We start from the raw sequence: 13,604 nt of genomic DNA, 5'->3' as shown, positions 1-13,604 counted from the left end.
ATAAATCTCATGGAACACTACCAGGACATTCGGGATGCCGTCGCCAGGCTGTGCGCGCGCTTCCCCGGAGACTACTGGCGCGCACTCGACAGGGACATGACCTATCCCGGTGAATTCGTCGCAGCGCTGACGGAGGCCGGCTGGCTCTCGATCCTGATCCCGGAGGCGTATGGCGGCTCGGGCCTGCCGCTTTCGGCCGCCGCTGCCGTGCTGGAGGAAATTCAGCGCGCCGGCTGCAATGGCGGCGCCTGCCATGCCCAGATGTACACGATGGGCACGCTTCTTCGCCACGGCTCGGAAGCGCAGAAGCAGCGATACCTGCCGAAGATCGCCGCGGGAGAACTGCGCCTGCAAGCCTTCGGCGTCACGGAACCGACCAGCGGCACCGATACGGGGGCGCTCAAGACCACTGCTCGCCTCGACGGCGATCATTTCGTGGTCAAGGGCCAGAAGATCTGGACCAGTCGCGCCGAGCATTCGGATTTGATGCTGCTGCTGGCGCGGACCACACCGCTCAGGGATGGCATGAAGAAGACCGACGGCCTCTCCGTCCTCATCGTCGACATGCGCGAAGCCGTTGGCAACGGCCTCACCATCCGGCCGATCCGCACCATGATGAACCATGCCACCACCGAGGTCTTCTTCGACGATCTGCGCGTGCCGGCCGAAAACCTGATCGGCGAAGAGGGAAAGGGATTCCGCTACATCCTCTCGGGCATGAACGCCGAGCGTATCCTGATTGCCGCCGAATGCGTCGGCGATGCGAAATGGTTCATCGAAAAGGCAAGCACCTACGCCGGGGAAAGGCATGTGTTTGGTCGGGCGATCGGCCAGAACCAGGGCATCCAGTTTCCGATCGCCAGGGCCTACGCCAACATGCGCGCGGCCGAATTGATGGTGCGCGAGGCGCTGAACCTCTACGAGGCCGGCAAGAACCCCGGCGCCGAAGCGAACATGGCCAAGATGCTGGCGGCCGACGCCTCGAACGAAGCCGCCAATGTCTGCATCCAGACGCATGGCGGCTTCGGTTTCGCGGAAGAGTACGATGTTGAACGCAAGTTCCGCGAGACGCGTCTCTATCAGGTCGCGCCGATCTCGACCAACCTCATCCTGTCATACCTTTCCGAGCACGTGCTTGGACTGCCGCGTTCCTACTAGGAGTCGTCCGTGAACGTCCTCATCGTCTATGCACACCCGGAAGCAAAATCCTTCAACGGCGCCATGAAGGATCTGGCTGTGGAAACCTTGACCCGCGCAGGCCACGATGTGGTCGTCAGCGACCTCTATGCGACGGGCTTCAATCCTGTCGCAGGGCCGGGCGACATATCAGGCGAGCGCAACGATCCAGACTTCTTCAGCCTGCCGCGCGAGCAGACCGCCGCCTACGAGGCCGGCGCACTCTCGGCCGATATCAGCGCCGAGATCGAAAAACTGAAGCGGGCGGACTTCGTGTTGTTCCAGTTCCCCGTCTGGTGGTTCGGAATGCCCGCAATCCTCAAGGGTTGGGCCGACCGTGTCTTCGCGCGCGGTTTCGCCTATCTGCCGGGCCGCAAATACGACACCGGCATATTCAGGGGAAAGGTCGCCATGGTGGCCGCCACCACAGGCACATCGGCCGACACCTACGCGCCCGATGGCATCGACGGCGACATCCTCACGGTGCTGTGGCCGATCCATAATGGCCTGCTGCGCTATTCCGGTTTCGACGTGCTGCCGCCCTTCGTCGCCCATATGCCGGGCCGTGTTGGCGACGATGGTCGTAAGGCCTATCTGGAGGCCTATAGCAAGAGGCTCGAGGACATCGACGGCACGCCGCGCCTGTTCTTCCACCCTGCGGAAGACTACGGCAAGAATGAGCGGCTGAAGCCTGGCGTGCTGGCGCGCTCGGGGGTGCAGCGCAATGTCTGACAGTGCCCGCCCGCTCGAAGGTCTGTTTGTCGTTTCGATCGAGCAGGCCGTCGCCGCTCCGCTCTGCACGGTCCGCCTTGCCGACGCCGGCGCGCGCGTCGTGAAGATCGAGCGCCCGGAAGGCGAAACCGCGCGTCACTACGATTCTGCCGTGGAGGGCATGTCGGCCTATTTCGTCTGGCTCAACCGAGGCAAGGAAAGCGCGGTGCTCGACCTGAAGGAAAAGGACGACCTGGCTTTGCTGCACCGGATGGTGGCGCGCGCGGACGTTCTCGTGCAGAATCTCGCGCCGGGCGCCATTGACAGGCTCGGCCTCTCCGCCGATGCAATTGCGAAAGAGTTTCCTCGGCTGATTGCCATCAACATCGTCGGCTACGGACAGGACACGCCTTACGCAGCGATGCGCGCCTACGACATGCTGGTGCAGGCCGAAAGTGGCATCTGCGCAGTCACCGGCACACCGGACACGCCGAGCAAGATCGGGGTTTCCGCCGCCGACATCGCAACCGGCATGAATGCCCATGCAGCGATCCTCGAAGCCTTGTTGGCGCGCGAGAGGACCGGGCGCGGTCGCATTGTCGAGGTTGCCATGTTCGACGCCATGGCAGACTGGATGACCGTGCCGCTGCTGCACTACGAACATGCGGGCCGCGAGACGCAGAGATATGGCCTGGCGCACGCTTCGATCTACCCCTATCGACCTTATGCCTGTCGGGATGGCGCCGTGGTCGTGTCCATTCAGCAGAACAGTGAATGGAAGCGCTTCTGCAGCGTCGTGCTGCAAAGGCAGGATCTGTTCGCCGACGAACGCTTCGCCACCAATGCCTGGCGGGTGGCCAATCGCACGGCACTCGACGCCGAGATCGAACCGATCTTCGCGGCAATCGACTGCGAAGAGGCCATAGGCCGCCTCAACGAGGCGCAGATCGCCTGGGGCCGGGTGAGCGCAATGAACGACCTGCCGCACCACAAGGCGTTGCGCCGGACAGAAGTGGCGCTGCCGGACGGCAGGCGCATCTCCGTGCCGATGCCGGCAGGGCGATCGGAGGGATTCGCAACGATCCCCAGCGTTCCCGCTCTTGGCGCCGACACAGACCGGATCCGGTCCGAATTCGCCGCCTGACGAGGAACTCATGAGCCTGGACACAAGCACGCTGCAGGAATGGGTTGGACGCACACACGAGGTCGAGGATGTTGTGACCCCGCGCCTGCTGGCCAGCTTTGGCGCCACGCTTGGGGACTACGCAGCGCAAACTACCGGGGGCGCGGCCCCGCCAGGACTGCACTGGTGCCTGACACCCGACATTGCCGACATGCACAAACTCGGGCCTGACGGGCACCCGGCCAAAGGCAGCTTCCTGCCGCCGGTGCCGCTGCCGCGTCGCATGTGGGCGGGCAGCGACATGCGCTTCATCGCACCGATCCGCGTCGGTGACGTCGTCCGCCGCCGCTCGACAGTGTCCGCTATCGAGGAGAAGCAGGGCCGCACCGGCCCGCTCACCTTCGTCACGGTCCGGCACGACATTGCCAACGACACTGGTCAGGTGATCGAGGAGGACCAGACCATCGTCTATCGCGCCGCCGAAGCTGCTGCGGCGACCTCTGCCCTGCCGGCAAGTTCGACCCTGGCAGCATCGCACGAGCTTTCGGTCGACGTCGATCCGGTACTGCTTTTTCGGTATTCCGCGCTGACGTTCAACGGGCATCGCATCCACTATGACGCGCCCTACGCCACGTCGGTCGAACACTATCCCGGGCTCGTCATCCATGGCCCGCTGCAGGCGACGCTGCTCATGAACTTCGCCACCGCCATTGTCGGCACGTCGCCGCGCCGCTTCTCGTTCCGGGGCGTGCATCCGGCGAGCGGCCCACAGCGCCTGCTTCTGAGCGCAACATCCCCAGGCCAAGACGGCATGGCTCTCGAGGTACGGTCGGCCGACGGCCATGTGACGGTGAAAGCCACGGCGCAATGGTGAGCTTCGTCACGCCCGTCGTGCCGCTGTTCGTGCCGGGCTCGCGGCCGGAACGGTTTGCCAAGGCCGACAGCAGCGGCGCGGACACGGTCATTCTCGACCTCGAGGATGCCGTCGCCCCTGGCGACAAGGAGCGCGCTCGCGAAGCCGTCGTGGCTCATGCGACCGCGCTAAAATCTCCGGTCGTGGTCCGTGTCAACGCCGCCGGCACACCCTGGCACGAAGCGGACATTGATGCCGTGCGGCGCCTCGACGGCGTCTCCGTCATGCTGCCCAAGGCCGAACGTCCGGAAGACATTGCTGATATGACCAGGCACATGGCACGCAGCGTTTCCGTCATCGCGCTGGTCGAGAGCGCCATCGGCCTTGCCAATTTGCCGGATATATTGGCCACGTCTGGCGTCGTTACCGTCGCCTTCGGCTCGGTTGACTTCTCGCTCGATCTCGGTTGCGCGCATGATCGACTGACCCTGTTTGCGGCCCGCAACGAAATCGTCTGGCGTTCGCGCGCGGCTGGCCGGACCGCGCCGATCGACGGCGTGACGACCGACCTGAGCAGTCCCGAAATCACCGAAGATGACGCCCGCCACGCCATGAAGATGGGTTTCGGCGGCAAGATGGCCATCCACCCGAGGCAGATCGAGCCGATTCGCAATGGCTTTCGCCCGAGCGAGAATGACATCATCTGGGCACGCGACATCGTCGGCGCGGCTTCGTCCGGTGAAGCTGTCCAGGTGAACGGCGAAATGGTGGACCGGCCGGTGATCGAGCGAGCCAGGCGGATCCTGTGCCGGGCCGCCTCGGTCTAGGGGCGATCAGAGGAGGAACAGATGGGCATGGACACCGCCGATTGGCCAACCGCCAGACTTTGTGCCTTCATCGCTGAACTCGACTTCGAGCAAATTCCGCCGCGCGTCGTTCATTTCGCGAAAGGACTGATGATCGACTGGCTCGGCTCGGCGCTGGCCGGCAAGGGCGCGCACCAGGTCGAGATGATCGACGGCTTTGCTCGGGCGATGGGGCCGGCGGACGGCCCAAGCATCGTCATCCCGACGCGGCGGCGCACCAGCCCCTATTTCGCGGCGATGGTCAACGCGGCGGCCTCCCATGTCGTGGAACAGGACGACGTTCACAACGGCTCGGTCTTTCACCCGGCTGCGGTGATCTTTCCGGCCGTCCTGGCTGTTGCCGAGGCTGAGGGGAAGACCGGCCGCGAAGTCCTGACTGCCTGCATCGCCGGCTACGAGACGGGTATTCGTGTTGGCGAGTTCCTCGGGCGCTCGCACTACGAGATATTCCACACCACCGGCACGGCTGGCGCTGTCGCCGCGGCGGCGGCGGTCGGCAAGTTGATCGGGTTGGATGCAGCCGGCCTCAACCATGCTCTCGGCTCCGCCGGCACCCAGGCGGCAGGGCTCTGGGAATTCCTGCGTGATGCCGCCGATTCCAAGCAGCTTCATACGGCGCGAGCGGCCGCCAACGGCCTGTTTTCTGCCTATCTGGCGCGCGATGGCTTCAAGGGGGCCGCGCAGATCCTCGAAGGGAAAAAGGGCATGGCGGCCGGCATGTCCAGCGACGCCGATCCGGCCCGCCTGACGGACGGCCTCGGCAGCCGTTGGGCAACCGAAGAGACGTCCTTCAAATGGCATGCCGCCTGCCGGCACACCCATCCGGCCGCTGACGCGCTGCAGTCTCTCATGCGCCGCGAAGGGCTCGGTCCGGACGACATCACTGATGTGGTGACCCATGTCCACCGGGGCGCCATCGATGTCCTGGGCGCGGTGGTCATTCCGCAAACCGTCCACCAGGCGAAGTTCTCCATGGGTACGGTGTTGGGGCTCATCGCCGTCCATGACGTCGCCGACCTCGACGCGTTCGAACGCCACGCACTTGCCGATGACCGCGTCGCCCGTTTCCGCGCGAAGGTGCGGATGGAACTCGACGCCGAGGTTGACGCCCTTTATCCCAAGCAGTGGGTCGGCAAGGCAAGCGTCACGACCGTTGACGGCCGCAAATTCAATGCCCGCGTCGACGAGCCCAAGGGCGACCCCGGCTACACGCTTGCGAAACAGGAATTGGAAGCCAAGGCACTACGCCTTGCGGAATTCCGAGGCGGCGCAACAGCTGACGAGATGCGCACCTGCATTTCTCAGATCTGGAGCCTCGACCAGCCTGGCAGCACGGCGGATATTATTTGCAGAGCCCTGTCTGCGAATAGGGCCGACGACCAGAGCTTCTGATGCATTGCCTGCCGCGCCGCTGCGGTCGGCGGAGCGGTGGCGTTGCGACTTCCGCCTCCCGGTCATGTGCCGGGCACGCCGTGCTCGGCCGACACCATGCGTGAAAGCGGAAACCCGATGGTACCGTTGGCTGGGATCGAACCAGCGACCTCCGGATCCACAATCCGGCGCTCTAACCATCTGAGCTACAACGGCACATTTGCCGGAGCGGATCGAAGCAGAAAACTCATCCCACTCGACCGCTCTGTCGTTCGGCGATGCGTCCTTACGGGCTTATGGATTCTAATTCAAGGCTTTTGGAAAGCAAAGGGCACTTCCCCACATCGGCGCGGCATTACCAGGCAAAAAGAGGGCACCAGGCAGAAGAGGACACCGGGCAAAGAAAAAGGCCGGCGGGAGGAGGTGCCGGCCTTTTCCTGTTACGAGCCAGCGGGAGGAGGTGCTGGCTGGTCACCCCGGAGAGCAGAGGGAGGAGGTTCCACCCGCCGGGTATTCCTTGATGGCTGCCATCATACGCTTGATCGGTTTTAAGAAAATGCGACCTTTTGTTGCATCTTCAGATCAAGCGTAAATGTTAGGCAACCTTGATTTCCTTCATCGCCTTCTCGAAGGCGGTCTTGATCGGCTTGGAGACATCCTCGGCCGCCTTGGAGGCGACGGTCTGGAAGTCCTTGGCCTGCTCGACCGTCATTTCGACGCGCTTGCGCAGGAACGCGGTCTGCAGCTCGACGACTTCCGACAGCGACTTGGCGCCGATCAGGGCTTCGAGATGCGAAAAACCAGCCTCGGCATTGGCGCGCAGAGCGGAAATGGTCTTGAGCGACAGGTCGCTGGAAACGGTCTTGGCCGTCTCGAAGGTCGACTCCAGAGCCTTCTGGGTCTCCTCGGCACCGGTCTTCAGCTTGGCATAGGCTTCCTTCGACTGCTCAACGCCCTTTTCAGCGAAAGCGCGCATCTGGTCGGTGGCCTTGGAAGCGTCGAAGCTCGGGAATTCAACGTTTTCGATCGTCTCGGCGGTTTTGGTCCTGGACATTTTCCATCCTTTTCAGCGGCAGCGGCTTTGACAGAAAGCCGTCTCGTTCATGTATGATGGCAATATAAAGGCAAATTTTGTGCATTGCAATATCTTTGTTGCAGTGCACCATAAATTTCTTTTGGGCCGTTAACCAAGAGCCCAGATTCCAGCCTTTGCACGTTCTGGCTTGTGGACCTTCGCGCCTCCGGCTTTTATTAACAAAGCGTTAACTGCAAATTCGCCGCTCCGTGAGGGTTCGCCAAGCGCATGCCGTCCGAATATTCCTTCCTCGACGTCGCCGTGCTCGACGCGGTCCGCCAGCGCTTTGCCGCCGGCGACGCGATCGCGATCCTGTCGGCGGATCTGGAGCAGGTGATCTGGGCCAACGGACCGGGGGCCGCGGTGTTCGGCTACCCCGATATCGGGACCATCATCGGCGCCTCGGCGCAGCTGCCATTGATCGCCAGGCGCCAGATCATGGCGACAAGCGGATTTCCCGAGATCGGCAGTGACCGCGCCATCATGGTGCGGCTGGCGACCGGCATGACCAGCCGCGCCGTCAGCTTCCTGGCCAGTGCCGTGACCATGCCGGACGCCGAAAAAGCGATTATGCTGGCAGTGCCGGCGGCGCAGACGGGCTCGCGCGGTGCCGGAGAAATCGCCACTCGCGCCATCAGCGGCTTTACCGAGGATGGCCATTTCATCGCCTTTGTCGATGCCGGGGGCACTGTCGAGGCAGCCTCGGAAGGGTTTTCGGCACTGGGCATTCTGCCGGAGACGCTGGCTGCGCTCGTCGCCGACGTCGCGGCCGAGAGCGACCGCATCGTCAAGCGCCTCGTCCCTGGCGGCACGGCCTCCTATCCGGCAGGGCTGGCGAGATTGACCGAGGAGCGGCATCTGCTGGTGGTGATCGACGAGGATCAGCTCGACGACACGGCCGGCGAACACCCGGCGCAAACCATTGCCGAGGCCGCGGCAGCTGGCGACGCCGTTGTCCAGCCGCAACAGGATCCCGAGGCGGCGCCAACCGACGAACCGCGCGCCGCGCAGCCGGCCGACGACATCGCAGCATCGCAGCAGCATGATATCGCCGACGCCACCGGGCAGACGCCGACGGCAGCCAACAGCGATCAACCAGCATCGGAAGGCACGCCGGCGCAGCACGACCATTGGTACTTCAACGCCGGCGAGGACGAAGGGCAACAGGCGCATCGACCAGCCGCGTCCGAACCTGAAGCACCAGATGAACCGGCCACCCTGGAACTTCCCGCGCAAGACACGAAACGGAATGACGTCCGAGCCACCTCTTCGGCCGCGCCTGCGACCGTTCCGGCGATGGACCGCGCGGCGGCGCCAGTACGCTTCGTCTGGCGCACCGATGCCGAGGGCAAGTTCAGTGCGCTGTCCCCGGAATTCGCCGACATCGTCGGCAAGCCGGCAGCCGATGTGATCGGTCGGCGCTTCAGGGATGTCGCGGCCACCTTCGGCCTCGACCCCTCCAGCGAGATATCCGGCCTGCTGGAACGACGCGATACCTGGTCCGGGCGCTCCGTGCTGTGGCCGGTCGCCGGCACCGATCTGAAGATACCTGTCGACCTGGCGGCGCTGCCTGTCTATGGCCGCAGCCGCGCCTTCGAAGGTTTCCGCGGCTTCGGCGTCGCCCGCGCCAGTGATGCGGTCGTCGATCCGGAAGCGATCGGCATGGCGCTGGTGCCCAATGGCGAGGCGCCGGCGACGCCGGAAACGCAAGCCGTCGAACCCGAGCCCGAACAGCCAAAGGCTGAAGAGCCGAAGGCCGAGGACCCTCAGGTATCGGACCCGTTCAAGGGCGAAGTGCCGGCGCTGACCATCGTGCCGAAACCGGAACGGCGCTTCGCCGACAAGGTGATCCGGTTGGCCGAACATCGCCAGCCGGCCAACGACAAGGGCCTGTCGACCCTGGAACGCAGCGCGTTTCGCGAGATCGGCGAGCGACTGAAGAAGGACAGCGCCGCGGTCGAGCCGCCAGAGGCCGAAAAGCCCAGCCTCGAAAGCTCCAAAGCAGCGACGACCGAGACGGTCGAGGCGGCTGGCGGCCTGACGCAAGCCGGCGAAATCCCTGCGGCAGAGCCAGAGAACGAACCGGTCGAGCCATCCGAGACCGATGTCGATGCCGAAGACGAGCAGGATCTGGCGCGGCTTGACGGCGGCCATCCGGACGAAGCGGTTCGTGAGGGAACCTCCGAACCGAATGTGACAGGCTCGTTGCTCGACTATGCCGGCCATGATGACGAAAGCGGTCCGGTCGCGGACAACAATGACGAGGCCCCTGTTTCCGAACCGGTGGCGGCGAAACCAGAGATCACCGGGTCCGTCGCCACTGGCGAAGAGCCGGTTGGAGCTGATGCGACCCATGACGCCGTCGATGACGACAGCATGACGTCAGCTGACTTTCGCGATGCCGAGGATAGTGAGGATTGGGCGCAGCCCGACGAGGAAGCCGCGGCGCCTGACGAGCAGGCGGCTGCATCCGCCGAGGAAACCGCCAGCGCAAGCGACACCGTCGCGGCACGCGTCGAGCGCCCTCGCCTGCAGGTGCCGCCGCTCAAGGCCGAAGGGTTCGTGCCGTCGGCGTTTTCGGCCGGAGATGAGCACAAGGCTCCGGACACCTCGCTTCTGAGCAAGCTGCCGGTGCCGCTGCTCATCCATTCCGGCGACCAGTTGCATTATGCGAACGAGGAATTCCTCAACCTGACCGGCTATGAAGCGCTCGACGACCTGGCGGATGCCGGCGGCCTCGGCGCGCTGTTTGCCGATCCCTACGCCGACGACGGCGCCTCCGACGGCATTGATCGCGCGCTGCGGTTGAAAACGCGTGACGGACAGGAATTCCCGATCGAGGCCATTTTGCGCTCGGTTCCCTGGCGCGACGGCAAGGCGCTGATGCTGGTCGTGCGCCGCTCCGGCGAGGATGACGCGCCAGCGACGCTGCATGTGGTTGGCGACGAGCAAACCCAGCCCGACATTCCCGAGCTCAAGGCACGTATCGCCGAGATGCGCACCATCATCGACACCGCCACCGACGGCGTCGTGCTGATCGGCCGTGACGGCACCATCCGCTCGATCAGCCGGCCGGCCGAAGCGCTGTTCGGTTTCGACAGCGACGACGTGACCGACAAGCCGTTCGCCTCGCTGTTTGCGATCGAAAGCCAGCGCGCGGCACGCGACTATCTCAACGGACTGTCCGAGCCCGGCGTGGCGAGCGTCATGAATGACGGGCGCGAGGTGATCGGGCGCGAGGCACAGGGGCGCTTCATTCCGCTGTTCATGACCATCGGCCGGCTGCCCAATGACAGCGGCTTCTGCGCCGTGGTGCGCGACATCACGCAGTGGAAGCGGGCCGAAGAGGACTTGACGCAGGCGCGTGCGGTGGCCGAGCGCGCGTCTTCGCAGAAGACCGATTTCCTCGCCCGCATCAGCCACGAGATCCGTACTCCGCTCAATGCCATCATCGGCTTTTCCGAACTGATGGTCGACGAGAAGTTCGGACCTGTCGCCAATGACCGCTACCGCGACTATCTGCGCGACATCAACCGCTCGGGCAATCATGTGCTCGACCTGGTCAACGACCTGCTCGACATCTCGAAGATCGAAGCCGGCCAGCAGGAGATGGCCTACGAGGCGGTGTCACTCAACGACACGCTGGCCGAGACGGTGGCGATGATGCAGCCGCAGGCCAACCGCGAACGCGTCATCATCCGCTCCAGCTTCGCTTCGCGATTGCCGGAAGTGGTGGCCGACCTGCGCAGCGTGCGCCAGATCGCGCTCAACATCCTGTCGAATGCCATCCGTTACACCCAGGCCGGTGGCCAGGTGATCGTCTCGACCGCCTATGAGACGTCGGGCGACGTCGTCATGCGGGTGCGCGACACCGGTATCGGCATGAGCCAAGCCGAGATCGAGCAGGCGCTGAAGCCGTTCAAGCAGATCAACGCGCTGAAGCGCGGGCGCGGCGACGGAACGGGCCTTGGATTGCCGCTGACAAAGGCGATGGTGGAAGCCAACCGCGCCCGGTTCACCATCAATTCGACACCGGGCGAAGGCACCCTGGTCGAGGTCGCGTTTCCGTCGACCCGTGTGCTCGCGGAATAAGCCGGCCCTCTCTTGACGGAATTGCTCCGGCAAAAGAAAAGGCGCCCAAAAGGACGCCTGAAGAGATGGATTGCTGTCACAACGGGGGCTTGAGCGAATTCGGATCCTCCGGGGCTGAGGAACGGGATTTCTCCCTCAAGTTGTATGCGACTATCGACGCCGGACCTTAACAACTCCTTACCGGCGCGGCGGAAAATTTACGAATGTGTACCACTCATGAAATCTAGGTAAATTCTACCGACATATCTTGTTAACCATGCCGACTGGCCAATCATTCGGCCAGCTGCCGCAGGTCCTTGAACAGCTCGAGCGCCTCTGGGTTGGCGAGCGCCTCCTTGTTCTTGATGGCGCGGCCGTGCACGACGTCGCGCACCGCAAGCTCGGTGATCTTGCCCGACTTGGTGCGGGGAATGTCGGTGACGGCGACGATCCTGGCCGGCACGTGACGCGGGCTTGCGCCGCTGCGGATCTTGGCGCGAATGCGTTTTTCCAGATCGTCATCCAGTTCCACGCCGGCGGCCAGCCGCACGAACAGCACGACGCGCACGTCATTGTCGAAGTCCTGGCCGATGCACAGCGCTTCCAGAATCTCCGGCATCTGTTCGACCTGGTTGTAGATCTCCGCCGTGCCGATGCGCACGCCGCCCGGGTTGAGCGTGGCGTCGGAACGGCCATGGATGATCAGGCCGCCATGCACGGTCCATTCGGCGAAATCGCCGTGACACCAGACATTGTCGAAGCGCTCGAAATAGGCCGCCCGGTATTTCTTGCCCTCGGGATCGTTCCAGAAGCCGATCGGCATTGCCGGAAATGCCTTGGTGCAGACCAGTTCACCCTTCTCTTGCCGGACCGGCCTGCCGTCGTCGTCCCAGACATCAACGGCAAGGCCGAGGCCGGGACCCTGGATCTCGCCGGTCCAGACCGGCTGCGTCGGCACGCCGAGCACGAAGCAGGAGACGATGTCGGTGCCGCCGGAGACCGAAGCCAGATGCACGTCCTTCTTGATGCCGTCATAGACGAAGCGAAAATCCTCCGGCGACAACGGCGAGCCGGTGGAGGAAATCGCCCGCACAGTGGACAGATCGTGCGTGCGGATCGGCTTGAGACCGGCCTTGCGCACGGAATCGATGAACTTGGCCGAGGTGCCGAAAAAATTCATCTTCTCGGCATCGGCAAAGTCGAACAGCACATTGCCGTCGGGGTGGAAGGGGGAACCGTCATAGAGCAGCAGCGTGGCACCCGAAGCGAGCCCCGACACCAGCCAGTTCCACATCATCCAGCCGCAGGTGGTGAAGTAGAAGAAGCGGTCACCGTCGGTGAGACCGGCATGCAGCCGGTGTTCCTTGACATGCTGGATCAGCGTTCCGCCGGCCGAATGGACAATGCATTTGGGAATGCCGGTCGTTCCCGATGAGAACAGGATGTAGAGCGGATGCGAAAACGGCAGCGGCTCGAAGGTAACGGACTTGCCGGCGAAGGGTGACAGCGCCTCTTCCAGCGCCACCGCCTTGTCGATGGTAGCAGCGACATCGCTCGATGTGCCGAGATAGTCGACGACCAGGATCTTGCGGACAGTGCCGAGCTTGGCCGCGACCGCGGCGATCTTGTCGGCGACCTCGATTGCCTTGCCATTGTACCAATAACCATCCGGCGCGATGAAGACGACGGGCTCGATCTGGCCGAACCTATCGAGCACGCCCTGCTCGCCGAAATCGGGAGAGCAGGACGACCAGACGGCGCCGATCGAGGCGGCTGCCAGCATGGCGGCGACAGTCTCCGGCATGTTGGGCATCATCGCGGCGATGCGGTCGCCCTTCTTCACCTTGAGCGACAGGAAAAGCTGCTGCAGCCGCGAGGTCAGCGCGTGCAACTCGTTCCAGGACAGCCGGCGCTCGACCTTGTCCTCGCCACGAAACACGATTGCCTCGCTAGCGCCGGTCTTCTTCAGCAGATTCTCGGCGAAGTTCAACGTTGCGCCGGGAAAGAAGGAGGCGCCGGGCATCTTGTCGCCGTCGACAAGCACCGGCTCGCCCCCATTGGTCCCCTTGTCGCCGACGATGCCGCAGAAATCCCAGACCAGGTTCCAGAACCCTTCGCGGTCCTCGACCGACCAGCCGTGAAGCTGCGAATACGAAGAAAACGTTACCCCGGCTTTCACAGCGGCTGCCTTCGTGAAAGCGGTCAGGGGTGCTGCATCAATCTGATCCTGCGTAGGGGTCCAGAGCGGTACTTTGGCAGCCATGATCGTTCCTCCACGGTCGCCATCGCTTATGCATATCGCGGCGCAGCAGAGCAAGATTTTGTTCGGTCAATGCGGCTAGATGTGCGCAAATGCCA

9 protein-coding genes and 1 tRNA gene are annotated in these 13,604 nt (G+C 63.8%); 7 read left to right on the top strand and 3 right to left on the bottom strand.

Features of this window, described 5'->3' with window-relative positions; genetic code table 11:
* Positions 1–9 precede the first annotated feature (9 nt).
* From ACFOJ9_RS04820 to ACFOJ9_RS04795, 6 genes are read left to right on the top strand one after another with little or no spacing between them, the layout of a single operon-like run.
* The gene (locus tag ACFOJ9_RS04820; RefSeq protein WP_378977195.1) at positions 10–1,158 is read left to right on the top strand and encodes an acyl-CoA dehydrogenase family protein; all 1,149 of its coding nucleotides are present in this window, start codon (positions 10–12) and stop codon (positions 1,156–1,158) included.
* A gap of 9 nt (positions 1,159–1,167) precedes the next feature.
* Entirely contained in the window at positions 1,168–1,908 is a 741-nt protein-coding gene (locus ACFOJ9_RS04815) for an NAD(P)H-dependent oxidoreductase (RefSeq protein WP_378977193.1), read from the top strand.
* The gene (locus ACFOJ9_RS04810) at positions 1,901–3,031 is read left to right on the top strand and encodes a CaiB/BaiF CoA transferase family protein (RefSeq protein ID WP_378977191.1); all 1,131 of its coding nucleotides are present in this window, start codon (positions 1,901–1,903) and stop codon (positions 3,029–3,031) included. The genes ACFOJ9_RS04815 and ACFOJ9_RS04810 overlap by 8 nt, the downstream gene beginning before the upstream one ends.
* Positions 3,032–3,041: 10 nt before the next feature.
* Positions 3,042–3,884, top strand: a complete 843-nt coding sequence (locus tag ACFOJ9_RS04805) for an FAS1-like dehydratase domain-containing protein (RefSeq protein WP_378977189.1) — start codon at positions 3,042–3,044, stop codon at positions 3,882–3,884.
* Positions 3,878–4,690: an HpcH/HpaI aldolase/citrate lyase family protein gene (locus ACFOJ9_RS04800; RefSeq protein ID WP_378977187.1), complete on the top strand. Its 813-nt coding sequence runs from the start codon at positions 3,878–3,880 to the stop codon at positions 4,688–4,690. The genes ACFOJ9_RS04805 and ACFOJ9_RS04800 overlap by 7 nt, the downstream gene beginning before the upstream one ends.
* Positions 4,691–4,711: 21 nt before the next feature.
* Positions 4,712–6,121 (top strand): MmgE/PrpD family protein, encoded by a 1,410-nt coding sequence (locus ACFOJ9_RS04795; RefSeq protein ID WP_378977185.1) that lies wholly within the window; start codon positions 4,712–4,714, stop codon positions 6,119–6,121.
* Between the two features lie 118 nt (positions 6,122–6,239).
* Here ACFOJ9_RS04795 and ACFOJ9_RS04790 read toward each other — a convergent pair.
* Both ACFOJ9_RS04790 and ACFOJ9_RS04785 read right to left on the bottom strand, forming a co-directional pair.
* Positions 6,240–6,316 (bottom strand) — tRNA-His (locus ACFOJ9_RS04790).
* Positions 6,317–6,695: 379 nt separating this feature from the next.
* Positions 6,696–7,154 carry a phasin gene (locus ACFOJ9_RS04785; protein WP_378977183.1) on the bottom strand — a complete coding sequence of 153 codons (459 nt, stop codon included), beginning with the start codon at positions 7,152–7,154 and terminating at the stop codon, positions 6,696–6,698.
* Positions 7,155–7,403: 249 nt separating this feature from the next.
* On the opposite strand from ACFOJ9_RS04785, the gene ACFOJ9_RS04780 reads away from it, so the two are divergent.
* Positions 7,404–11,267 (top strand): PAS domain S-box protein, encoded by a 3,864-nt coding sequence (locus tag ACFOJ9_RS04780; protein ID WP_378977181.1) that lies wholly within the window; start codon positions 7,404–7,406, stop codon positions 11,265–11,267.
* A 271-nt stretch (positions 11,268–11,538) separates the two neighbouring features.
* On the opposite strand, the gene ACFOJ9_RS04775 is transcribed toward ACFOJ9_RS04780, so the two are convergent.
* The gene (locus ACFOJ9_RS04775; RefSeq protein ID WP_378977179.1) at positions 11,539–13,509 is read right to left on the bottom strand and encodes an acetoacetate--CoA ligase; all 1,971 of its coding nucleotides are present in this window, start codon (positions 13,507–13,509) and stop codon (positions 11,539–11,541) included.
* Positions 13,510–13,604: the final 95 nt, after the last annotated feature.

The organism is Mesorhizobium cantuariense, from assembly GCF_042647205.1.
Lineage (GTDB): Bacteria > Pseudomonadota > Alphaproteobacteria > Rhizobiales > Rhizobiaceae > Mesorhizobium > Mesorhizobium cantuariense.
The sequence above is the reverse complement of the archived record's forward strand: the minus strand, read 5'-3'. Positions and strand labels throughout refer to the sequence as shown.